Annotated in this window: 24 protein-coding genes; 12 read left to right on the top strand and 12 right to left on the bottom strand. The window is 65.1% G+C overall.

Going from position 1 to position 21,143, the window contains the following annotated elements; translation table 11 throughout:
* The 5 genes from D8676_RS17200 to cpaB all read right to left on the bottom strand — a co-directional run bounded on the left by D8676_RS17200 (nucleotide 1) and on the right by cpaB (nucleotide 5,328).
* Nucleotides 1-1,416 (bottom strand): CpaF family protein, encoded by a 1,416-nt coding sequence (locus tag D8676_RS17200; RefSeq protein ID WP_121582313.1) that lies wholly within the window; start codon nucleotides 1,414-1,416, stop codon nucleotides 1-3.
* Complete coding sequence (locus tag D8676_RS17195; RefSeq protein WP_121582312.1) at nucleotides 1,413-2,624, bottom strand: response regulator; 1,212 nt, start codon at nucleotides 2,622-2,624, stop codon at nucleotides 1,413-1,415. Before D8676_RS17195 ends, D8676_RS17200 begins: the two co-directional genes overlap by 4 nt.
* Before the next feature lie 18 nt (nucleotides 2,625-2,642).
* Nucleotides 2,643-2,915, bottom strand: a complete 273-nt coding sequence (locus tag D8676_RS17190) for a hypothetical protein (RefSeq protein ID WP_121582311.1) — start codon at nucleotides 2,913-2,915, stop codon at nucleotides 2,643-2,645.
* Nucleotides 2,916-2,919: 4 nt separating this feature from the next.
* On the bottom strand, nucleotides 2,920-4,296 hold the full coding sequence (locus D8676_RS17185) for a type II and III secretion system protein family protein (protein WP_183097136.1): 1,377 nt from the start codon (nucleotides 4,294-4,296) through the stop codon (nucleotides 2,920-2,922).
* 102 nt (nucleotides 4,297-4,398) lie between these two features.
* Entirely contained in the window at nucleotides 4,399-5,328 is a 930-nt protein-coding gene (cpaB, locus tag D8676_RS17180) for a Flp pilus assembly protein CpaB (RefSeq protein WP_121582309.1), read from the bottom strand.
* On the opposite strand from cpaB, the gene D8676_RS27055 reads away from it, so the two are divergent.
* From D8676_RS27055 to parE, 3 genes are all read left to right on the top strand, one after another.
* On the top strand, nucleotides 5,318-5,521 hold the full coding sequence (locus tag D8676_RS27055) for a hypothetical protein (protein WP_147448209.1): 204 nt from the start codon (nucleotides 5,318-5,320) through the stop codon (nucleotides 5,519-5,521). The two genes, cpaB and D8676_RS27055, sit on opposite strands and share 11 nt — an antisense overlap.
* Before the next feature lie 14 nt (nucleotides 5,522-5,535).
* Complete coding sequence (locus tag D8676_RS17175; protein ID WP_210210733.1) at nucleotides 5,536-6,123, top strand: YoaK family protein; 588 nt, start codon at nucleotides 5,536-5,538, stop codon at nucleotides 6,121-6,123.
* A 90-nt stretch (nucleotides 6,124-6,213) separates the two neighbouring features.
* The gene (parE, locus tag D8676_RS17170; protein WP_121582307.1) at nucleotides 6,214-8,283 is read left to right on the top strand and encodes a DNA topoisomerase IV subunit B; all 2,070 of its coding nucleotides are present in this window, start codon (nucleotides 6,214-6,216) and stop codon (nucleotides 8,281-8,283) included.
* A gap of 6 nt (nucleotides 8,284-8,289) precedes the next feature.
* Here the strand turns inward: parE and D8676_RS17165 are convergent, their stop codons facing one another.
* Nucleotides 8,290-9,060 (bottom strand): pyrroline-5-carboxylate reductase, encoded by a 771-nt coding sequence (locus tag D8676_RS17165; protein WP_121582306.1) that lies wholly within the window; start codon nucleotides 9,058-9,060, stop codon nucleotides 8,290-8,292.
* A 209-nt stretch (nucleotides 9,061-9,269) separates the two neighbouring features.
* Between D8676_RS17165 and D8676_RS17160 the strand changes: the two genes are divergently transcribed.
* Nucleotides 9,270-10,031, top strand: a complete 762-nt coding sequence (locus tag D8676_RS17160) for an alpha/beta hydrolase (RefSeq protein WP_245426871.1) — start codon at nucleotides 9,270-9,272, stop codon at nucleotides 10,029-10,031.
* Nucleotides 10,032-10,154: 123 nt separating this feature from the next.
* The gene (locus tag D8676_RS17155) at nucleotides 10,155-11,057 is read left to right on the top strand and encodes a DMT family transporter (RefSeq protein WP_121582304.1); all 903 of its coding nucleotides are present in this window, start codon (nucleotides 10,155-10,157) and stop codon (nucleotides 11,055-11,057) included.
* A 168-nt stretch (nucleotides 11,058-11,225) separates the two neighbouring features.
* Here the strand turns inward: D8676_RS17155 and D8676_RS17150 are convergent, their stop codons facing one another.
* Entirely contained in the window at nucleotides 11,226-12,347 is a 1,122-nt protein-coding gene (locus D8676_RS17150; RefSeq protein ID WP_183097126.1) for a DUF2336 domain-containing protein, read from the bottom strand.
* Between the two features lie 155 nt (nucleotides 12,348-12,502).
* On the opposite strand from D8676_RS17150, the gene D8676_RS17145 reads away from it, so the two are divergent.
* The 3 genes from D8676_RS17145 (at nucleotide 12,503) to D8676_RS17135 (ending at nucleotide 14,249) form a co-directional block, all read left to right on the top strand.
* Nucleotides 12,503-12,955: a MaoC family dehydratase gene (locus D8676_RS17145; RefSeq protein ID WP_121582302.1), complete on the top strand. Its 453-nt coding sequence runs from the start codon at nucleotides 12,503-12,505 to the stop codon at nucleotides 12,953-12,955.
* Nucleotides 12,955-13,836 (top strand): CoA ester lyase, encoded by an 882-nt coding sequence (locus D8676_RS17140; RefSeq protein WP_121582301.1) that lies wholly within the window; start codon nucleotides 12,955-12,957, stop codon nucleotides 13,834-13,836. Before D8676_RS17145 ends, D8676_RS17140 begins: the two co-directional genes overlap by 1 nt.
* An 86-nt stretch (nucleotides 13,837-13,922) precedes the next feature.
* Complete coding sequence (locus D8676_RS17135; RefSeq protein ID WP_121582300.1) at nucleotides 13,923-14,249, top strand: hypothetical protein; 327 nt, start codon at nucleotides 13,923-13,925, stop codon at nucleotides 14,247-14,249.
* Between the two features lie 41 nt (nucleotides 14,250-14,290).
* Here D8676_RS17135 and D8676_RS17130 read toward each other — a convergent pair whose 3' ends face one another.
* Nucleotides 14,291-14,875 carry a nitroreductase gene (locus tag D8676_RS17130; protein WP_121582299.1) on the bottom strand — a complete coding sequence of 195 codons (585 nt, stop codon included), beginning with the start codon at nucleotides 14,873-14,875 and terminating at the stop codon, nucleotides 14,291-14,293.
* A gap of 216 nt (nucleotides 14,876-15,091) precedes the next feature.
* On the opposite strand from D8676_RS17130, the gene D8676_RS17125 reads away from it, so the two are divergent.
* Nucleotides 15,092-16,075: a hypothetical protein gene (locus tag D8676_RS17125; RefSeq protein ID WP_121582298.1), complete on the top strand. Its 984-nt coding sequence runs from the start codon at nucleotides 15,092-15,094 to the stop codon at nucleotides 16,073-16,075.
* Between the two features lie 182 nt (nucleotides 16,076-16,257).
* On the opposite strand, the gene D8676_RS17120 is transcribed toward D8676_RS17125, so the two are convergent.
* From D8676_RS17120 to D8676_RS17110, 3 genes are all read right to left on the bottom strand, one after another.
* Complete coding sequence (locus D8676_RS17120) at nucleotides 16,258-16,590, bottom strand: hypothetical protein (protein ID WP_121582297.1); 333 nt, start codon at nucleotides 16,588-16,590, stop codon at nucleotides 16,258-16,260.
* Between the two features lie 86 nt (nucleotides 16,591-16,676).
* Complete coding sequence (locus D8676_RS17115) at nucleotides 16,677-17,057, bottom strand: RidA family protein (protein WP_121582296.1); 381 nt, start codon at nucleotides 17,055-17,057, stop codon at nucleotides 16,677-16,679.
* A gap of 25 nt (nucleotides 17,058-17,082) precedes the next feature.
* Nucleotides 17,083-17,676, bottom strand: coding sequence for a TetR/AcrR family transcriptional regulator (locus tag D8676_RS17110; RefSeq protein ID WP_121582295.1), 594 nt, complete (start codon nucleotides 17,674-17,676; stop codon nucleotides 17,083-17,085).
* Between the two features lie 190 nt (nucleotides 17,677-17,866).
* On the opposite strand from D8676_RS17110, the gene D8676_RS17105 reads away from it, so the two are divergent.
* Nucleotides 17,867-18,691 carry a sulfurtransferase/chromate resistance protein gene (locus D8676_RS17105; protein WP_121582294.1) on the top strand — a complete coding sequence of 275 codons (825 nt, stop codon included), beginning with the start codon at nucleotides 17,867-17,869 and terminating at the stop codon, nucleotides 18,689-18,691.
* Entirely contained in the window at nucleotides 18,688-19,938 is a 1,251-nt protein-coding gene (locus D8676_RS17100) for a chromate transporter (protein ID WP_147448208.1), read from the top strand. The genes D8676_RS17105 and D8676_RS17100 overlap by 4 nt, the downstream gene beginning before the upstream one ends.
* Before the next feature lie 192 nt (nucleotides 19,939-20,130).
* On the opposite strand, the gene D8676_RS17095 is transcribed toward D8676_RS17100, so the two are convergent.
* Nucleotides 20,131-20,520: a BA14K family protein gene (locus D8676_RS17095; protein WP_121582293.1), complete on the bottom strand. Its 390-nt coding sequence runs from the start codon at nucleotides 20,518-20,520 to the stop codon at nucleotides 20,131-20,133.
* A gap of 225 nt (nucleotides 20,521-20,745) precedes the next feature.
* On the opposite strand from D8676_RS17095, the gene D8676_RS17090 reads away from it, so the two are divergent.
* Entirely contained in the window at nucleotides 20,746-21,066 is a 321-nt protein-coding gene (locus D8676_RS17090) for a cytochrome c (RefSeq protein WP_121582292.1), read from the top strand.
* The last annotated feature ends 77 nt before the right edge of the window (nucleotides 21,067-21,143 follow it).

Below are 21,143 nucleotides of genomic sequence, written 5' to 3'. Positions count from 1 at the left end.
CTATTCCAGCGGCCTTCCGGGCTCGAAATATTTGCCCGGGAATTCGATCCCCATCGCCCGCATGTCCTCGAGGAAGCGCGGGCGGATGCCGGTCGCCTCGAAATGGCCCGTTATCTTGCCGTCCGCCTCCATGCCTGTGCGCACGAAGCGGAATATCTCCTGCATCTGGATGACGTCGCCTTCCATGCCGGTCACCTCGGCGACGCTGGTCACCTTGCGCTTGCCGTCGGAAAGGCGCGTCAGCTGCACGATGATGTCGAGCGCGCTGGCGATCTGGCTGCGGATCGACTGCACGGTCATCGGCATGCCGGTCATGCCGAGCATCTGCTCCAGGCGGCTGATCGCGTCGCGCGGCGTGTTGGCGTGGATCGTCGCCATCGAGCCTTCATGGCCGGTGTTCATCGCCTGCAGCATGTCGAAGGCCTCCTCGCCGCGGCACTCGCCGAGGATGACGCGGTCGGGACGCATGCGCAGCGCGTTCTTGACGAGGTCGCGCTGTTTCAGCTCGCCGTGGCCCTCTATGTTGGCCGGCCGCGTCTCCATGCGCGCCACGTGCGGCTGCTGAAGCTGCAGTTCCGCCGCGTCCTCGATGGTGATCAGCCGCTCGTCCTCGGGGATGAAGGCCGACAGCGCGTTCAGCATCGTCGTCTTGCCGGTGCCGGTGCCGCCCGAGATGATCGTCGTCTTCCTCGCATGCACGGCCGCCGCCAGCACCTCCGCCACGTTCTGCGGGATCGCGCCGAACTCGACGAGCTTGTGCAGGCCGAGCTTGTTCTTGGAGAATTTTCGGATCGACACCAGCGGTCCGTCGACGCCGACCGGCCGGATCGCCGCGTTGAAGCGCGAGCCGTCCAACATGCGCGCGTCGACCATCGGCTGGCTCTCATCGACGCGCCGGCCGACCGCCGCGACGATCTTGTTGATGATGCGCAAGAGATGCGCCTCGTCCTTGAACGGGATATGCACCTGCTGCAGCTTGCCCTTGCGCTCGACGAAGCAGTTCTGGTGCCCGTTGATCAGTATGTCGTTGATCTCCGGGTCCTTGAGCAGCGGCTCCAGCGGCCCGAGCCCCACCATCTCGTCGACGATGTCGTCGACCAGCGCCTCGAGTTCCGCCACGTTGATCGCCATGCGCTCCTGGCGGGTCTTCTCCGAGACGAACTCATGCACCTGCTGGCGCATCTCGTCGCGCGGCAGCCGCTCCAGCGCGACGAGGTTGATCTCCTCGATCAGCATCCGGTGCAGGCGCGCACGCGCGTCGATGACCTTGTTGGTCGTCTTCGGCGCCATGTCCTGCCTGGGCTGCGCCCTGCGGGTGTTGGGGATGACGACCGCGTGATGCTGGTTCGCTGCCGGCTCCGGCGCGGCCGCCGGACGGGCATCGCGCTGCTGCAGCGCGGAAAAGCGGCTGGTCATGCCGACTTCCTCCAAAGGCTGCGGCCGACGTTGAACAGCGAGAGCGACTTCTTCGGCGCGGCGATCGCCTCTTCCGGCAGAATGATGCGCTTCAGGTCGTTGATGACGTTGGCATTGGCGTCGACCTCCTGCAGCGGGACGCCGCGGTCCACCGCTTCGCGCACCAGCCGGTAGTTGTTGGAGATGCCGCCGACAAAATGATCGCCGAGGATTTCCTCGACATCGGCCTGCTTGATGCCGTTCTCGAACATGCGCTGCTCGAAGCGGTTGATGATGACGTTCGGCTTCACTTCCCTGCCGACCGTCTCGTAGATCGCCTGGATCAGCCGCTGCGTGTGCCTGAGGCACGGCACCGTCATCTCGGAGACGACATAGAGCTTGTTCGAGCCGAGCAGCACGGTCTCCGTCCACGGGAACCAGGTGCGCGGCATGTCGATCACGACATTGTCGAAATAGGCCGAGACGAGGTCGAGCATGCGCACCACCACGTCAGCGTTGAAGGAGCGCATCTCGGACGGCCGCGTCGGCGCCGCCAGCACGCAGAGCCCGCTCGAATGCTTGGACAGCATCACGTCGAGCAGCTGGCGGTCGAGACGTTCCGGCTGGTTCTCGATCTCGGTGATGTCGAAGCGCGGCTCGAGGTCGAGATATTCGGCGCAGGCCCCCTGCTGGAAGTTGAGGTCGACGACGCAGGTGGACGCGCCGCGCGTCACCGAGTGATGCAGCTGGAACGCCGTCTGCAGCGTCAGCGTCGTGCAGCCGACGCCGCCGGCCGCCGGCATGAAGGTGTAGATCTGCGATTCCGTGTTTTCCTCGCGGCCCGGTCCCTGCAGCACTCGGATGCAGGAGCGCACGAGGTCGGCGGTCGTCAGCGGCTTCACCAGGAAGTCGGCGACCTGCAGCTGCACCAGGATGCGCACGGCCGCCGCGTTGAACTCCTGCGTCACCACCAGGATCGGCGACCTCCCCTCCAGGCGCCGCGTGATGCGCTGCAGCGCCTCGACCTCCTCCAGCTTCGCCGCATCCATGTCTATGATGACGGCGTCGCAGCCGGACTCCTGGATTTCGCCGCGCAGCTCGACGACGCTCTTCTCGACCGTGGCGAGCTGGATCAGGTCCGAGGACGCGAACGCCGCCTTGCTGTCCTGCACGAAGGTCATGTCCGTCGAGACGAGGACGATCCGCTTGGTCTTGCTGGGAGTGGCCATGCTCTATTACCCGTGTGGTTAGCTGCTGCTGCCGCTCATCGTCTGCGATTGCCCGGCGTTCGACGCACCCACGGCATCTGCCGGCGCAGTTGCGCGCGCCGCCGGCACCATGAGCTTGGTGTCCTGCACGCCGTATTGCCAGGGATCGACCATCTGCATGACCGTGTTCCCGGCCAGTTTGTCGCCGGCGCCATCGGTAAGGCCGTCGGCGCGCCGGTATGCGTCGCTCATGCAGCCCGAGCCGAGGCCGGCGAGGCCGATCAAGAGCGCCAGTTTCGCGTGCGTCCTCATCGCTTCATTCCCCCGGCAGGTCGAGGATGTGGCCCGAACCGACCTGCGCGGCGACGGCGCCCGGCTTGGTCAGGGGCATGCCCGCATCCGAAACACGGATTTCTTCCTTGTTGCCGAGGAAGTATTCGACCGGGCTCGCCGGCAGCGTGGCGTCGGTCGGAACGCCGGGCTTCTTAGACGGGTCGATCGGCTTGACCAGATACGGCGTGACGATGATCACCAGGTCCGTCTCGCGTCTCTGGTAGGCTTTCGACGAGAACAGCGGTCCAAGCACCGGCAGCTTGCCCAGCCCCGGGATGCTCTGGTTGATCATGTTGTTCTCGCTCTGCAGCAGGCCGGCCATCATGAAGCTCTGGCCGTTCTTCAGGTCGATCGAGGTTTGTGCGCGGCGCACGACGAAGCTCGGCACGGTGATCCCGTTTCCGATCGCGACCGACGCCGACCTGTCTACCGACGAGACTTCCGGCGCGATGTCGAGCGAGACCAGCCCGTCGGCAAGCACGGTCGGGGTGAACTCAAGCCCGACGCCGAATTTCTTGTACTCGACGGTGATCTGGCCGTCGTCGCCGGAGACGGGGATCGGCACCTCGCCGCCGGCCAGGAAGCTCGCCCTCTGTCCCGAGCGTGCGATCAGGTTCGGCTCGGCGAGCCTGCGGGCGACGCCGCGGTCCTCCAGCGCCTTGATGGCAACATCGATCGTCCAGCCGTTTGTCAGCAGGGCGCCGATGATCTGGCCGGCCGGCGCATTGGACGAGGCAGACGGGCTCGAGTTGAACGAGACGCCGCCGTCATGGCCGAGATATCTCACGCCGATCTTGGTGCCGAGTTCCTGCCCGACCTGGCGGTTGATCTCGACGAAGCGGACATTGAGCTGGACCTGCTGCGAGGAGGAGATGTTGACCGAATTGATCACGTCCTCCTGGCCGGAGAAATTGCTGGCGATCTTCGACGCCTTGTCGGCCGCGACCTGGTCGTTGGCCGAGCCCGACAGCACGACGCGGCCGTTGGCTGAGCTGACCCTGATGTCCTCGCCGCCCGGCACGCTGTTGCGGATCGTCGTGGCGAGCCGGTCCGTATCGAGCGTCACCTCGATGTCGACCGTGCCGACGAGCTGCTTGTTCTCGTCGAAGAGCGCGATGCCGGTGGTGCCGAGATTGCTGCCCAGCACATAGAAGGAGGAGTCGGTCAGCGGGTTGACGTTGGCGATCTCCGGATCGCCGATGACGATCTCGTAGAAGGGCACGTTGGTCTTGATCGTCTTCGGTTTGCCCTTGGCGATCTTGATCGACGTGTTCTTGCTGGACGAGATATGGATCACGTCGTTGCCGGCGGCGCTCGCCGGCGCGCCATGCATCCCGGCCGCGGCCGCAAGCATCGACATGACGAGCGCCAACGCACGCCGCCTCGTCTTCCCCGTCCAAGCAAACATCACTTCCCCAATGCCCGTTCCTGCCCGGTGTCCCCGCCGGGTTCACTTCAACGTTCAGTTCGACGTCTCGCCGCGCGCGCTCGGCTTTTGCGGCGTCACGACTTGATAAGAGTGCGGCTGCAGGCCGCGCGTCACGATCACCGTCTTGAATTTCGGCCCTTCCGGCTCGGCCGTCAGCTTCCCGAAGAACCCGCCTGCTGCATCCATGGCGTCCGCCGCCACCGAGCCGCCGAACGACGAGATCGTCGTCACGCCGTCGCCGGCCGAGCTGGCGTCATTGGAGGAGCGCAGCGACAGCGACAGCGAGCCGACATTGCGCGCCAACGCGATCTTCCTGGCCCCCGCCGCGTCGACCTCGACCGTCACCGAATTGACGACCTGCGGGCTGGTCTGGCGCACGTCGGCGCCCTGCCCGACCGTCAGCACCTTGGCGTTCTCGACCACCACCTCGGTGGTGATCGTCGAGCCGGCGGCGCCTGCCGCGTTGTCCGAGACCTCCTGGATGGCGCCGGCATCGCGCGTCAGCACGATGTCGACGCGGTCGCCCGGCGTGACGAAGCCGCCGACGCCGGCGATCTCGTCCGTCCTGACGGTCACGGCGCGCATGCCCGGCGACAGCAGGTTGGAGAGCGTGGCGCGGCCGTTTTCGCCCGAAAGCTTTGCCAGAAGCACCGGTTCGCTGGTCTCCATCGGCGACAGCACCACGCGCGAGCCATCGGCGAACAGCTCGTCGATCGAGCCGAACGCGCCCTCGGGAAGATTGTCCTGCGGCCACGGGATCTCGCTGAGCTGCGTGCGGTCGAGCTCCATGCCGAAGCGCAGCGGCGCAGCGGCGACCACGATGGTCTTGAACTCGACCTTCGGCACATCCGGAACCGGCACGCTGACCTCTATCGGGTCGATGCGTGCTTCCGCCGCGCTTTTGACCCAAAGGTCAGCGGCAAATATCGAGATCGCGCCGAAAACGGCGGCGATGCCGATCATCGTGACAGCCTTGCCCCGCACCCCGAAAATCCCTGTATTGCCTGTTCTTTTGTTATTGGGGTCAGGCTACGTTGCTTTGTTAAAGATTCAGGAATCGGGCCGCGCCCACGGGCTTCATTTCGGCATCGTTGGTTATCGAATGGTTTGGATTGAACAGTTGCTTTCAATTCAAATGCCGGCCTGGGCACCATGATCCGGCGGGTCGCCATGGCCGTCGCCCTGTCCTTGCTGGCGGGCTTCGTCGACGCTTTGGGCTTCATGCATCTCGGCGGCTATTTCGTCTCCTTCATGAGCGGCAACTCGACCCAGATGGCCGCGGTGCTGCCCGATGGCCTTGCCGGCGCCATCCTTCCGCTCGCGCTGGTCGTTCTCTTCGTTCTGGGCGTCATGGTCGGCACCCTGGCGGAGCAGCGTCTTTCGGCATCGCTCGGCCTGCTCGTCCTGGCGGCGCTGCTCGGCGTCGCGACGGCACTTGCCGCGATGCGGCTGGACGATGCCGCCATAATGGTCACGCCGTTCGTCATGGGGGCGATGAACACCGTCTTGCGGTCCGGCCAGGGCGCCATGGCGGTCACCTACATGACAGGCAATCTGGTCAAGCTGGGGCAGACGATCGTCGCAGCCGTTCAGGGCGGTCCGCGCTGGGCATGGCTGCCTTACCTCCTGCTGTGGCTCGGCCTGCTCGTCGGCGCACTCTGCGGAGCGCTCGCCTATGGCGAAATCGGGCTCGTCGCCTTGTGGTTGCCCGCAGTCGGCCTTATTGGCTTGGCATTCATGAAGCTAGCGCCTAGATAGGCACTGCCTGCCGAACGGAACGGGAACTCTGTTCTTCACATGGCTCTCCGTGGCAGTATTCAACCCTGATTCGCTGACTTGAAAAATCCTATGGACGACAGAGACGACCTCTTCTCCCGTGCCGAAAAGCCCGCGCCACGCTCGGTGTCGCGGCCGCTCGACCCCATCCTGCAGGCCGCCGCCAAGCGCAGCGCCCAGTCGGCGGCCCCGGCCAAGGACGGCAGCGAAGGCTATTCCGCCGCGGACATCGAGGTCCTGGAGGGTCTCGAACCCGTCCGCCGGCGTCCCGGCATGTATATCGGCGGCACCGACGAGAAGGCGCTGCATCACCTCTTCGCCGAGGTCATCGACAACTCCATGGACGAGGCGGTCGCCGGCCACGCCACCTTCATCGAGGTCGACCTCTCGGCCGACGGCTTCCTTACCGTCACCGACAACGGGCGCGGCATCCCCATCGACCCGCACCCGAAATTCCCCAAGAAATCCGCGCTTGAAGTCATCATGTGCACGCTGCATGCGGGCGGCAAGTTCGACTCCAAGGTGTACGAGACTTCCGGCGGCCTGCACGGCGTCGGCGTCTCCGTCGTCAACGCGCTGTCCGATGTGCTGGAAGTCGAGGTGGCGCGCGGCCGCCAACTCTACCGCATGCGCTTCGCGCGCGGCATCCCGCAGGGCAAGCTGGAGCAGGTCGGCGAGGTCCACAATCGCCGCGGCACGCGCACGCGCTTCCACCCCGACCCGGAAATCTTCGGCAAGAACGCCCATTTCGAGCCGGCGCGCCTCTACCGCATGGCGCGCTCCAAGGCCTATCTGTTCGGCGGCGTCGAGATCCGCTGGAACTGCGATCCGAAGCTCCTGACGGAGAAGGACGAGACGCCTGAGAAGGCCGTCTTCCATTTCCCCGGCGGCCTGAAGGACTATCTCGCGGCCTCGCTCGGCAGCGACTTCCAGGTCACCCGCGAGATCTTCGCCGGCAAAAGCGAGAAGCAGAGCGGCCACGGCTCGGTCGAATGGGCCGTCACCTGGTATGGCGGTGACGGCTTCCTCAACTCCTACTGCAACACCATCCCGACCCATGAGGGCGGCACGCATGAGGCAGGCCTGCGCAACGTGCTGCTGCGCGGCCTGCGCGCCTACGCCGATCTGACCGGCAACAAGCGCGCCTCGATCCTTACCAGCGACGACGTCATGATCTCGGCGGCCGGCATGCTGTCGGTCTTCATCCGCGAGCCGGAATTCGTCGGCCAGACCAAGGACAGGCTGGCGACGACCGAGGCGATCCGCATCGTCGACGCCGCGATCCGCGATCCGTTCGACCATTGGCTCGCCGCCAATCCGCAGGAAGCCTCGAAGCTGCTCGACTGGGTGATCCAGCGCGCCGACGAGCGCGTCCGCCGCCGCCAGGAACGCGAAGTCTCGCGCAAGACGGCGGTGCGCAAGCTCAGGCTCCCCGGCAAGCTCGCCGACTGCACCCAGAACGCCGCAGCAGGCGCCGAGATCTTCATCGTCGAAGGCGATTCCGCCGGCGGCTCGGCCAAGCAGGCGCGTGACCGCGCCAGCCAGGCGGTGCTGCCGCTGCGCGGCAAAATCCTCAACGTCGCCAGCGCCGGCAACGACAAGCTCGCCGCCAACCAGACCATCTCCGACCTGATCCAGGCGCTCGGCTGCGGCACCCGCTCGAAATACCGCGACGAGGATTTGCGCTACGACCGCGTGATCATCATGACCGACGCCGACGTCGACGGCGCGCACATCGCCTCGCTGCTGATCACCTTCTTCTACCAGGAGATGCCGCAGCTGATCCGTGGCGGCCATCTCTACATGGCGGTGCCGCCGCTCTACTCGATCCGCCAGGGCGGCAAGGTCGCCTATGCGCGCGACGACGCCCACAAGGACGAGCTCTTGAAGACCGAGTTCACCGGGCGCGGCAAGATCGAGATCGGCCGCTTCAAGGGTCTCGGCGAGATGATGGCCGCGCAGCTCAAGGAAACCACCATGGACCCGAGGAAGCGCACGCTGCTTCGCGTCGAGGCCGACGACACCGATCCCGAGGGCACCAAGGCTTCCGTAGACGCGCTGATGGGCACCAAGCCGGAATTGCGCTTCCGCTTCATTCAGGAGCGCGCCGAATTCGCCGACGCCGAAGCGCTGGATATCTAGTCGGGATCAGTCCGCCAGGATGCGCCGGTGCACGCCGTCAAGGCTTTCGGCCAGCGCCTCGAACATGCCTCGCGACGTGAGTTCGCGTAAAACCTGTTCGTTGATGCCGCCGCGCGTCGCATAGTCCGCTGCCAGGTGGGTGAAGTCGGCATCCGGCTTCGTGTCAGGAGCCTGCGCCAGGGCCTTGAAGAGGGTGGCGATATAGTCGCGCCCCTTGTCATCCGGAACGCCCTGGCCCTTCAGCCAGGCATGGATCGTCTCGAGATATTTGAAATAGGTGGCGTATGTCGCGGTGACGACGCTCATCGCGTCGAACTCTCCAGAACTCTCGACTTCGATCGCCTTGCCGAGACTGCCGAACAAGGCCGCCATGCTTCGATCCGGCGGACAGATGATCGTCGCCCCCTGCCCGCGGGCGATCATCGGCATCGGAAGCGCTTTGGTCACGCACTCGGCGGGAGCGGCCAGGGCGGCTATCTCCTCGCGCGATACGGTGGCGATCAGGCTGACGACGTGATGGTCGCGGCGAAACCGCAATCCGGAAAGCACCTCATGTGCGACCTGCGGCCGAACCCCGAGCATGACCGTGTCGCAACCGTCGAGGACCGCCTGGTTGTCGTCTGCGACACGCACATCCGGGTAGCGGGCAGCCAGATCGGCCGAGATGCTCTCGCTGCGCGGCGACAGCAGGATCGGCGCCGGATTCTTCGCTACGGATTTGAGCCCGGTGACGATCGCCGATGTGAGCGCGCCCGTGCCGATGAAGCCGAGTTTCATGGGATGTCCCGCTGGTTCGATGTCGCCGTCACTCGGCGATGACGCCGACTCTATCGCCTGTGCACTTCCGCTTCACTAGCGAACATGCTGAATTCGGTCCGTCCGGGATCGAGCCTCCTGGACCGAGTGCGGAGGACGCAGCCATCGGAAAGTCACTGATCACCTTTCTGCTGATCGCGCTCGTCGGCTACGCGGCGCTCGTCGTCTTCATGTATTTCTCCCAGCGCTCCATCCTCTTCCCAGGCGCCGGCTCCGAGCCGCCACCCGCCCCGCAATGGGGCGAAGCGGTCGCAATAACCACACCCGACGGCGAAACGCTGCATGCGCTGTACAGCGCGGCCCGGCCGGGCAAACCTTCTGTGCTATTCTTCCTCGGCAATGCCGACTGGCCGGGCAACTTCGCCTTCCTGGCCAGGGCGCTCGGCTCGCAGGGCATCGGTCTTCTGGCGCTTTCCTACCGCGGCTATCCGGGATCGACGGGCTCGCCGAGCGAAGCGGGACTGCTGACGGACGGCCTCGCCGCCTTCGACTGGCTGTCCGCGAAAGACGGCGGCGGTATCGTGCTCGTCGGCCAGTCGCTGGGCAGCGGCGTCGCCGTCAACACCGCCGCCGAGCGGCCGGCTGCGGGCGTCGTCCTCATCTCCGCCTATCTGTCGGTCCTGTCGGTCGCGCAGGCGCAGTACCGATTCCTTCCCGTCGCCCAGCTGATCAGGGATCCGTTCCGCTCCGATCTGCGTATCGCGAAGGTGAAGCAGCCGAAACTCTTCATCCATGGCCGGCGCGACACCGTCATCCCGCTGTCCTCCGGCGAGGCGCTCTACCGCATCGCACCAGAACCCAAGCGTATGCTGATCGATGACGCGTCGGGCCACAATGACATCTGGAGCGACGGTCTGACGACGGAGATCGTCAACTTCGTCGAGGCGTCCGCCAGCGGTGGTCGCATCCCGGGCGACCCGTCGTCTCCTTAGGTCGGCCCCCATGCGGGAGCATGCCCGACCCGGCAACGTGGGCTGGCTCGCACGGTCTGGCTCGATAGTTCGGCCTCTCTGCTGACATGGCGTTGGCGGAAGCTCCGTCTATATGGTGGCCGCATGAGCAGCCAAGCCACCGTTTCATCCTCCAACACGGCGCCTGTCGCCGGGCACAGCCTGGGCGTCGGCCTGATCGTCGCTTCGGCGGCTTTCTTCGCCATGGCCGGCATCTTCACCAAATCGATCTCCAGCGACCCGTGGACGATCGCCTGCTGGCGCGGCCTGGTCGGCGGCCTGCTGATCACCGGCTATGTACTGTGGCGGTCGGGCCGGAGCGGGCTGAGCCTCGCGCTCGGCTGGCGCGGCTGGACAATGGTCGCCGTAGGCGTGCTCGCCTCCTTGGGCTTCATCGCTTCCTTCAAATACACCTATGTCGCCAATGTCGCGATCATCTACGCGGCTGTCCCGCTGATGGCCGCCGCGCTGGAATGGGCCTTCCTGCGCGTGCGCCCGCAGGCCGCCACCATCGCCATGTCCCTGGTTTGCCTGCTCGGCGTCGCCATCATCGTATCGGGCGGGCTCGGCGGCGGACACTTTTTCGGCGACCTTGTCGCAGTCACCATGACCGCCGGCGCCGCGCTCTACATGGTTATGATCCGGGCCTTCCGCGACACGCCGGTCGTCTGGGTCGGCGCGGTGTCGGCCTACATACTCTTCGCCATGGGATGGTTCATCGTCGATCCGTTGGCGGTCTCGACGGCCGACGCCTGGCGCATGATCGGCTTCGGCTTCACCTTTGCCTGCGCCGTGGTCTTGTGGACGGAAGGCACGCGCCTGGTTCCGGCGTCCGAAGCCGGCGTGCTCGGTTCGGCAGAGGTCCCCATCGCCATTCTCTTCGCCTGGATGTTCCTCGCCGAACTGCCGCCCGCCGCCAGCATTGCCGGCGGTGCGGTGGTCATGGCGGCGGTCGTCGTGCATGCCTTCCGCGCCCGCAGGCCAACACCGCCGCTGCCGGCAGGCTGACGGCCAGGCGTTCGGCTATACCCGTGGGAGGCTTGTCGAGATTCAGGTCAGGGCGAGTCGAAAATGGTGGGTTTCGAGAACCGGAGCGGAGCGTACTTTGGTACCTGAGCACCGGAAGCGGAGAAAACCGCCATTTGCAGGCCGGCCTGACCTGAATTTCGGTAAGCCTCAGGCCGCCGCGATCGCCAGCGCATGCTCCCGCGCGTTCTCCCGCAGCGCATCGAGGTGGATCGACTTCAGCAGAGTCCCGAGATCGCCTTCGGCCGCCTGGCCGCCAAGTTCCTGCAGCATCAGCCAGGAAACCTCCTGGGCGCCGGCGACACGTTTGCCGTTGGCGACCTCCCGCCACACTTTGAGCGCACGGATCAATATGCCGTGGACGGCTTCCGAGAGGCCCGCCTTGCGGAAGACCGCCGACAGCGCGACGTCGCTCCCCGCCGCAAGCAGCGAGCGCACGCGTTCTCCCGACTGGCCGGCCAGCGCCACCAGCGCCGAGCCGAAGAAGTCGACCTTGCCGTGCGCCAGCGCCCGGATGATGAAGCTGGCCGTCAGGTCGCCGCGCACCCTGAGATGCGTGATCAGTGCGGCATGATCCGCGGAGCCTGTGCCGTCGATCAGCGTCAGCGAAGCCTTCACGCAGGCGTCCCTGAGCACGCGTTCGGCGCGCGACGTGCCCATCAGCGCGACCACCAGCGGCGAGCCCTTCAGCGCCTCGCCGAGTTTCACGAGCAGCATGTGGCGGCAGTCGGCAGGGAGCCGCCGGTCGCCGATCAGCACCTCGCGCAGCGCGCCGTTGTGGCCAAGGCGCTCTGCCATGCGGCGGAAGGAAAGCGCCGCGATCTCGGCCCCTTCGTTGGCGACGAGCGCACGGCAGGCTTCCGCCTCGCCGACCTCGGCGAGCGCCGCCGACAGTTCCATCGAGACGGCCGGTCGGTCCGCTATGAGTTTCTGTATCCCCTTCTGGCCGGACAGCACCCGCTCGATCAGGTCTGCGTCGGTCAGCAGCGGCGAGCGCGCCAGCACCACCGAGGCCACCTCGGGCTGGTCGGAGGCAAGCGCGCTGACGACATGCAGCGGCGCATGGCGCGACAGCGCCAGCGCCTCGGCCATCGTCTTGCGTACCTTCACCGAGGGATCGTCGAGCAGCAGCGTCAGCGCCGCCTCCGCGGCGCAGCGGTCCTCGAAGGGCAGGTCATGGTTGACATAGGCGCGCGCGAGTGCGGCGGCGGCGGCCGCGCGCTCGTTCGCCTTTGCCGTGTTCACCCATTTCAGAAAATGCGAGACGACCATCAAAGCCTGCGCCCGGACCCCTTAGCCAACCCCCTTGGCTTTGGCTTCGAACCCTAGGCAGAAATGGTTTACGTTTGGTTCACCATATTTTTTAACTAGCTTGCCGGAGGACGCTGCTGCGCCTATTCCGGTGGCGGATACAGGGAGGATCGCGGATGGCCGGGCTCTATCTCGAGGAATTCCAGGTCGGTCACGTTTTCCGTCACAGCCTGACCAAGACCGTCACCGAGAGCGACAACATGCTCTTTTCGACGATGACGCTGAACCCGCAACCCTTGCACATCGACTTCGATTTCGCCTCCAAAAGCGAATGGGGCAAGCCGCTGGTCAACTCGCTCTTCACGCTCGGCCTGATGATCGGCATCTCCGTGCACGACACGACGCTCGGCACCACGCTCGCCAATCTCGGCATGACCGAGACCGTCTTCCCCAACCCCGTCTTTCTTGGCGACACGATCCGGGTCGAGACCGAAGTGCTCTCGGTGCGCGACTCGAAGTCGAAACCGGACCGAGGCATCGTCGAGTTCGAGCACCGCGCGTTCAACCAGAACGGCGCTCTGGTGGCCAGATGCATCCGCCAGGCGATGATCAGGAAGATGGCCGCCTGATGCGCTCGCTGCTTTTCGTTCCCGGCGATTCCGAGCGAAAGCTCGAAAAGGGTTTTTCGGCCGGCGCCGACGTGGTGATCGTCGATCTCGAGGATTCCGTCGCGCGCGACAACAAGCCCCTCGCCCGGGGTCTCGCGGCAGACGCGATCCGAGCCGCCCCGCGCGGCGGCTCTTCCCTCGTCTATGTCAGGGTCAACGATCTCGCGAGCGGCCTCATCGGCGACGATCTGGAAGCAGTCGTGGCGGCCGCCCCTGACGGCATCATCCTGCCCAAATCGCAGGGCGGCGCCGACATCCAGCACCTGGCGACCAAGCTGCGCGTCGCCGAGATCGAGAACGGCCTCGCCGACGGCGGCATCAGGATCATCCCGATCGTCACCGAGACCGGCCTCGGCACGCTCTCCACCGCGACCTATCCGAACTGCAGTCCGCGCCTCGCCGGCCTGACCTGGGGCGCCGAGGACCTTTCCGCTGCGGTCGGCGCCCGCGCAGCGCGCGACGAGAACGGCCGCTATACAGACGTCTTCCGCTACGCGCGCGCCGTCACCATTCTCGCCGCCTCCGCGTCGGAGGTGCCGGCCATCGACACCGTCTTCGTCAATTTCCGCGATCTCGACGGCCTGCGCGCCGATTGCCTGGAGGCCGAACGCGACGGCTTCACCGCCAAGCTCGCCATCCACCCGGCGCAGGTCCCCGTCATCAACGAGGTGTTCACCCCGTCCGCCGAAGCGGTGGCGCATGCGAACGCCGTGGTCGCAGCGTTCGCCAACGCCGGCAACCCGGGCGTCGTCGCCATTGACGGCCAGATGTACGACATCCCGCACCTGAAGCGCGCCGAGCGGCTGCTTGCGCGGGCCAAGGCGGCGGGCGTGACGGCTTAATCGTAGCGCGACACGCGATTTACGCTGCGTTATGTTGGGGGCGGACGACTGATGCGACCCATGCGAGCTAACAGGAGCGATCTGCGATGATGAAATATCGGTCGAAGGGTGTGCTGTTGACGTTTGCGATCCTTGGCTCTGCTCTGGCCCAGAGCGGATACGCAGCCGAGGAACCCGGCTTGGGAACCGTGGTTCCCCAGGCCGAAATGACCATGTTCTGCCAGAACGCGGCAGCGGAAAGATTTAGGGTGCAACTCGACGCCATCACGACGGATCCGCCGGTCGAGCGTGAGGGGAAGCTTCTGGTGTTGGGCACGGTCGACAGTGAAGACAACGACCGCGATGCCGGCTTCGACTGCCGCTTCGAGCAGAACGGAGCCTATCTCGGGATAATCGGCGCCCCCGCCGACTGACGAGTCGGCAGGCGATTCGCCGCGACCTTGGATGCTGTCGTCTATTCCTTCCAGGGCCCGGAATAATCGGCATAGAGCGCGGAGACATCAGGGCGCGGGCGTTCGAATCCCGGCCCCTCATGCGTGCCGATGTGCACGAAGCCGATCACCTGCTCGTCCGGCGCCAGCCCGAGCAGCGCGCGGCCCTCTTCCGTGCCCGAATACCAGTTGGTGATCATGTTGGTGCCGTAGCCCAGCGCGTTGGCGGCGTGCATCAGGTTCATCGCCGCCATGCCGCCGGACAGGAACATCTCCCATTGCGGGATCTTCGGGTTTTCCTTCGGGCTGGAGATCACGCCGATCACCAGCGGCGCGCGCGAAAATCGCGTCAGTTCCTGGTTCCGCCGGCCCTCCGGCAGCGGCCCTTCGCGCTTCTCCGCGATCTCCAGCAGCTTTTCCCCAATTCTTTCGCGCGCCTCGCCGCGGTAGAGGATGAAGCGCCACGGCGCCAGCCTGCCATGGTCGGGGACCCGCGTCGCGGCGGTCAGGATCGTCGCGATCTCCGCGTCGGAAGGCGCCGGCTCCTTCAGTTCCTGGATCGGCGCCGAGTTGCGGCTTAACAGGTGGTCGAGGATGGTCGAGGCCATTGGGCACATCTCCGGATTCTTTGGCTGAAGCGCGGCGCCGGGCTTGGCCGGCGTGCGGCGGGGGCGCAGGCCCCCGAAAATCGGAATCGATTTCCGGACAGGATCATGCGCGGACGAAAAAATCCACTGCGTCCTTATCCACCCGTTCCGGAGGCGCGGCGCCATGGATGGCGAATTGGTCTTGAAATTGCCATCTGGTTGAGGGAGAAGGCAAGCATGACTGGAGGGGTTGCCCGTCTTTTTGTCGTGCTGCTTGGTGCGGCCGTCTTCACGGCCCTGCCCGCCTTGGTAAGCGCGCAGGAATTCGGCGGTGGTACTGCCGCCCCGGCCCTCGACCTGAGCCTGCCCTCCATCTCCAGCTTCGCGCCCGCCACCGATCCTTCCTCGCCGCTGGCGCTGCAGACGAGCGGCGAGATCACCCTGTCGGCCAAGCTCACCGAGGAAGGCGAGGACATCTCCCGCGGTCTCGTCTGGCGCGTCTTCGGCCAGCAGGCCGGCCCGGACGGCAAGCTGCCGCTCATCGCTTCGTCCGAAGGCGGCACCAGCGTCTTCAGCCTCGCCCCCGGCGGCTACCTCGTGCACGCCTCCTACGGCCGCGCCGGCGCCACCAAGCGCATCACCGTCGGCCGCGATTCGAAAAGCGAGAGCCTGGTGCTCGACGCTGGCGGCCTCAAGCTCGACGCCACGCTCGCCGGCGGCGTGCGCATCCCGTCCGCCAAGCTGAAATTCTCCATCTACGAAGCCGACGCCGACACCAACGGCGAACGCGCGCTGATCATCCCCGACGTCAGCCCCAACTCGGTGGTGCGGCTGAACTCCGGCATCTACCACATCGTCTCCACCTACGGCGCGGTGAACGCCGTCATCCGCTCCGACATCCGCGTCGAGGCCGGCAAGCTCACCGAGGCGACCGTCGAGCATCACGCAGCCGAACTCACCATGAAGCTTGTCCGCGAGGCCGGCGGCGAAGCCATCGCCGACACCTCCTGGTCGATCCTGTCGGGATCTGGCGATCCGGTGCGCGAAGTGGTCGGCGCCTTCGCCTCCCTGGTGCTCGCCGAAGGCGACTACACCATCATCGCCAAGAACAAGGACCGCATCTACCAGCGCGACTTCACCGTGGTCGGCGGCCGCAACCAGGACGTCGAGGTCCTCGCCACCGAGGCCAACGCGGTGGAAAACATCGAAGGCGCCGACTAGAGCAGTTCCGGCAAACCGGGAGCAGTTCCGGTAAACCGGGAACCGATTTCCCCTGGGAATTGCGTAAAAACAAGGCGCTAGAGCATTTCCTTGATTCGAGGAGAAACGCTCCAGGCCAGGTTCAGCCAGCCGTCAGCCTGGCTCGACAGGCCATCGCCCGCAACGCCGACGCCCTTCGCCCGTCACTCCTGGCACTTGTCCTCGTCAGCCGTGGCGGCGGCGGTCTTGTCGCCTTCCTGCTGCGCCTCGACATCCTGCTCGGAGGTGGCGAGATCCTTGTTGCCGCCGCCCTGCTCGGTCGCGAGCGGCATGGTGGAGCCGTCCTTGGCGACCTTGTTGGCTCCCGGCTCCGCGCCCTCGAGCGGCGCGGTGGTGCCGTCCTTGGCGATCGCGCCGGTCTTGTTCATGTCGGTGCCCGGCTCGGTGGCCGCCGAGGTGTCGGGGCATGCGGCGATTGCCGTACCGGCGGCGAAGGAAAGCGCCGTCGCCAGCATCAATGAATACATCAGCTTCATGTCGATCTCCTTTCTGCAAGGGTGCCCGAAAACCTAACCGGCGTCCTTCGGCTTTGGTTCCCGGAAACACGACATGAGCCACGGCTCTAAGCCGCCGCCACCGCCTCGATCTCGACCAGCAGCGGCGGCGCGGCCAGCGCCTTGACGACGAGCAGCGTGGTGGCCGGCGGCGGCGAAGGCAGCGCGTCGCCCGCCGCTTCCATGAAGCCGGGGATCAGGCTTTCGTCGGTCAGGTAGATCGTCACCTTGGCCAGATTTCCGGCGTCCATGCCGGCCTCGGCCAGCACTGCGTTCATGTTGGCGACGGCGATCTTCGCCTGCTCGGCGATCCCCTGCCCCATATTGCCTTGTGCGTCGACGCCGACCTGCCCGGAGATATAGAGCGTGCGGTTCGGCGACCGCACCTCGGCGCCCTGGCTGTAGTGAGGCGACTTCGCATAGCCGGCGGGGTGGATCATGGTGATCATGGCAGCTCTCCTCCGTTGGTTTGTTTCAGTTCCGGTTTTTTTCGCGGGCGCCGTCGCGCAATGCCTTGAGCCGCGCGAACTCGGCGCGCACCATTGCGGCCATCGCCGCTGTCGGCACGCGGCTGCGCGAAAGCGTCAGCACACCGTGGTAGAGCGTCATCAGATGCAGCGTCGCCGCCTCCGGCGTCGCTGGCCCCAGTTCCCGCGCCAGCACGTCGCCGATCGCCGTCTCGGTCATCACCAGCGTGTCGGCTATGTCGGCCGACGCCAGGCCCTCCTCGCGGCCGAACTCGACGATCGAATTGGTGACGAGGCAGCCGAAACCGTCGGAAAGCGGCGGCTCCAGCGTCGAGAGGATCAGCCCTTCGAGGTCCTCCAGCGTCGCGCTCTCGCCCGCGAAGGCGTCGAGCCGCTGCTTCACGAAGCCGTGGACGTAGTGGTGCAAGGCGGCGCGGAACAGCCCGGCCTTGTCGCCGAAAGCGTTGTAGATGCTGCCCGAGACCAGCCCCGTCGCCTTCTCCAGCTCGGCGATCGAAACATCGCGAAAGCCGCGCTGCCGGAAAGCATTGGCGGCGGCGAAGAGAACGGCATCCCTGTCGAATGTGCGTGTACGGCCCATACGCCAGATATTAGAACACACATTTTAAAATGCAAGTTCTAAAATTACCAAGCAACCGATCTCAGACGCCGGACTGCTTGACAGCTGTCGTTTCCGGCGCGATTCATTTGCGCATGGGGATAGCGATCTCCCCACGAGGCGACAGCCCAAGAATCGCGTCCATGCATCCCGGTTAACGGAAGGACGCGTTATGTCATCCCCGACAACGATCACCATCGATAAGCTTTATCGTCTGATTGGTACGCCCGGTTGCCCGGCACTGATTGACGTCCGCACCGACGAGGACTTTGCGGCCGACCCGCGGCTGGTGCCTGGTTCGATGCGCCGGGAGCATGACCGGGTGCAAAACTGGGCCCCTGCCCTTGGCAAAGCCTCGGCGACGGTGATCTGCCATCGAGGCAAGAAACTCAGCGAAGGGGTCGCTGCGTGGCTTCGTCATTTGGGCGTAGCAGCGGAATCCTTGGAAGGCGGTTATGAAGCGTGGATAGCCGCCGACTATCCTGCCGTACCGGTTGCCGCGCTGCGCGGATCCAATACGGCGGGTAATACGCTCTGGGTAACTCGAGCCCGCCCGAAGATCGACCGCATCGCATGCCCATGGCTGATCCGCCGCTTCGTTGATCCCGGTGCCATTTTTCTGTTCGTCGCTCCTCAGGAGGTCGCCGGGGTAGCCGAGCGGTTTGGCGCCATCCCCTTCGATGTTGAGGACGTATTCTGGAGCCACCGCGGCGAACTTTGCACCTTCGACGTAATGGTCAGTGAGTTCGGCCTCTCGACGAAACCGCTGCTGAAATTGGCAAGGATAGTCCGCGGCGCCGACACAGCCCGGCTCGATCTCGAGCCCGAAGCCTCCGGCCTCCTCGCGGTCTCTCTCGGTCTGTCACGTATGTACTCGAACGACCTTGCGCAGCTCGATGCCGGGATGACGCTCTATGATGCATTCTATCGCTGGTGCCGGGACGCCACGGACGAGACGCACAATTGGCCCTCCGCAAAGTCGGGAGCGGTTCCATGAGCGCCGCGCCATCGACTGAACCGGCAATTCCGGCCGAACAATCGCCGCCTGTTCTGTCGCCTGGGCAGATATTTCTTCGGTTTCTCCGCTTCGGCCTGCTCGCCTGGGGCGGCCCCGTCGCGCAGATAGCGATGATCCGCCGCGAGTTGGTGGAAGAGGAGCGTTGGCTTTCAAGCGGCCGCTTCAACCGCCTCCTTGCGGTCTATCAGGTACTGCCTGGACCCGAGGCGCACGAACTGTGCGTTCACATTGGCATGCTTGCAGGAGGACGGCCCGGCGGGCTTCTGGCCGGCCTGGGCTTCATGATGCCCGGTTTCGTGCTGATGTTTGCCCTCTCGTGGCTCTATTTCACCATTGACATCAGCCAGTCGGCGCTGGGCCCGATGTTCCTTGGCGTTCAGATAGCGGTAATCGCACTGATTGTCCGGGCTGTTCATCGCATCGGCCAGCATGTCCTGCTCGACCACTGGCTTTGGGCAATCGGGATTGGCAGTGCCGCCGCCACGATCCTTGGCACTGCGTTCTGGGTTACCTTACCCGCAGCTGGCCTCGCCTACATGCTTGTCCGACGCGGACAAATTGCGTTCTCAGTATTCGTGCTAGCAGGCGCGGCCGTACTTGCCCGGCTGCTCGGCGCCGATAACCAGATCGAGCCCCTCCAAAACCTCGTTGCTGATCAAACAACCGCAGTCGCTGAGCCAGCGCTATTTGGTCTTTTCCTGTCGGGCCTCAAGGCCGGACTGCTGACCTTCGGTGGTGCATATACGGTCATACCGTTCCTGCGCGACGACGCGGTTGGCAATGGCTGGATGACGGACGCTCAATTTCTGGATGGGCTAGCTCTGTCCGGCATCCTTCCCGCACCACTCATCATATTCTCCACTTTTGTCGGATATTTTGTCGGCGGCCCGCTCGGCGCGGTCGCAATGACAGTGGGGATTTTCCTGCCCGCCTTCGGCTTCTCGCTGCTCTTCCACGACCGCCTTGAGAAGGTCATCACGAACAACACCTTGCACAGCTTTCTGGAAGGGGTCGCCGGCGCGGTTGTGGGCCTGATTGCCGCCACGACACTGGAACTTGCCGCCACCGTCATCCAGCGGCTGCCGTCCCTGTTGGCCGGATTTCTGCTTTTTGCCTTCGCGCTGGCGATTGTCTATTTGTGGAAATCCAAGCTGAATGTCGTTCTGGCGGTCGTTGGAGCCGGCCTCTTGGGCTGGTTGCTGTTCGGTGCGCTCGATTGGCTTTAGTAGTGGTAGGAGAAAATCCTGGTCAGTAGTGCCGCCTCTGTGGCGGCTTTTGCCTGCTCACATCCCCGCGACGCGCCTTGGATGAACACGCCGGCGATCGCATGGTGCGATACAGGTTTCCGCAGGCCGCTTTTTCCGCGGCCTTGAGGCGCACGACGGCGATGATCTCGTTTCGTGCGGGAAATTCCTGGCTTACCGGTAGGGCGACCGGCACTGCTTTCTTCGTCCGCTATACGCGACGAAGGAATTGTCTTCCGGGCGGTAGGATACGTAGGTGGCGCGGCACCATTCGAGATGTGCAGGCGTGAGCCTCACCGTGCGATATTTCCGCTGTGGGACGCGCGGTCTGCCCGGCTCGTGGAAATGGTATCCGAAATAAAGCGAGCGGTCGTGGAAGTCCGGTGGCGTATACCAGCCCAGCTCAGGCAGGTAATAGGGAGGGCGCAGGTGGTAGCCCTCGTAGCTCGGCTTGTAGCGAACGCTGCGCTCGCCGCCTTGCCCACCCGAAAGCGCCGCTTCCGGGCCGATGAACATCCAGATGGCGGCCAGGCCGATCGAATACAGAAGTCGCGCGCGTCGCATGCCAACCCTCACGATGAGCTACCTAATACCCTATCGCCCGCTGCCGTTCCGCCGGATCGGAACCTAGCCTTAACAGATTGGAAACCCGTCGTCTCACGGCCGCGCGGCGCAGGGTCGCGGCACCGATTGTCCTGGATCAAGGCCGGCGAGCGATTTCACCGCCATCTTGGGATCATGCGGGAGAGATACGCTTCGATTCTGGCGGCTGGCAGAAAGGATTTTGAAATGAAGACCCTGAGACTCGGCCTGGCGTTTCTGGCATCGGTGGCGGCGGTCGATGCCGCGCTGGCGCTCACCCCGTCCGAACAGCGCGGCCTGGTGTTCGCAAAAACCAATTGCGCGCAGTGCCATTCGATAGACCCTGCCGGCCCGAGTCCCCTGCCGCTCGCCCCGCCCTTCCGCGATCTGCACAAGCGCTATCCGGTCGAGGACCTCCAGGAATCCCTTGCCGAAGGCATCCGCACCGGCCATCCCGGCATGCCCGAATTCAGGCTTGAGCCCGACCAGATCGGCGACTTCATCGCCTTTCTGAAATCTCTGGAGTGACGGCCGGCCAGCAGGCGAGAGTCGAGGCTCCGGTTTGAGCGGAGCCTCGCTTAGACGGCTGGAGAAGCAATCCCTGG

Source organism: Mesorhizobium sp. YM1C-6-2 (genome assembly GCF_003666685.1).
In the GTDB taxonomy this organism is placed as follows: Bacteria; Pseudomonadota; Alphaproteobacteria; order Rhizobiales; family Rhizobiaceae; genus Mesorhizobium_K.
Note: the sequence above shows the minus strand (reverse complement) of the source record. Positions and strands in the feature narration are given on the sequence as shown.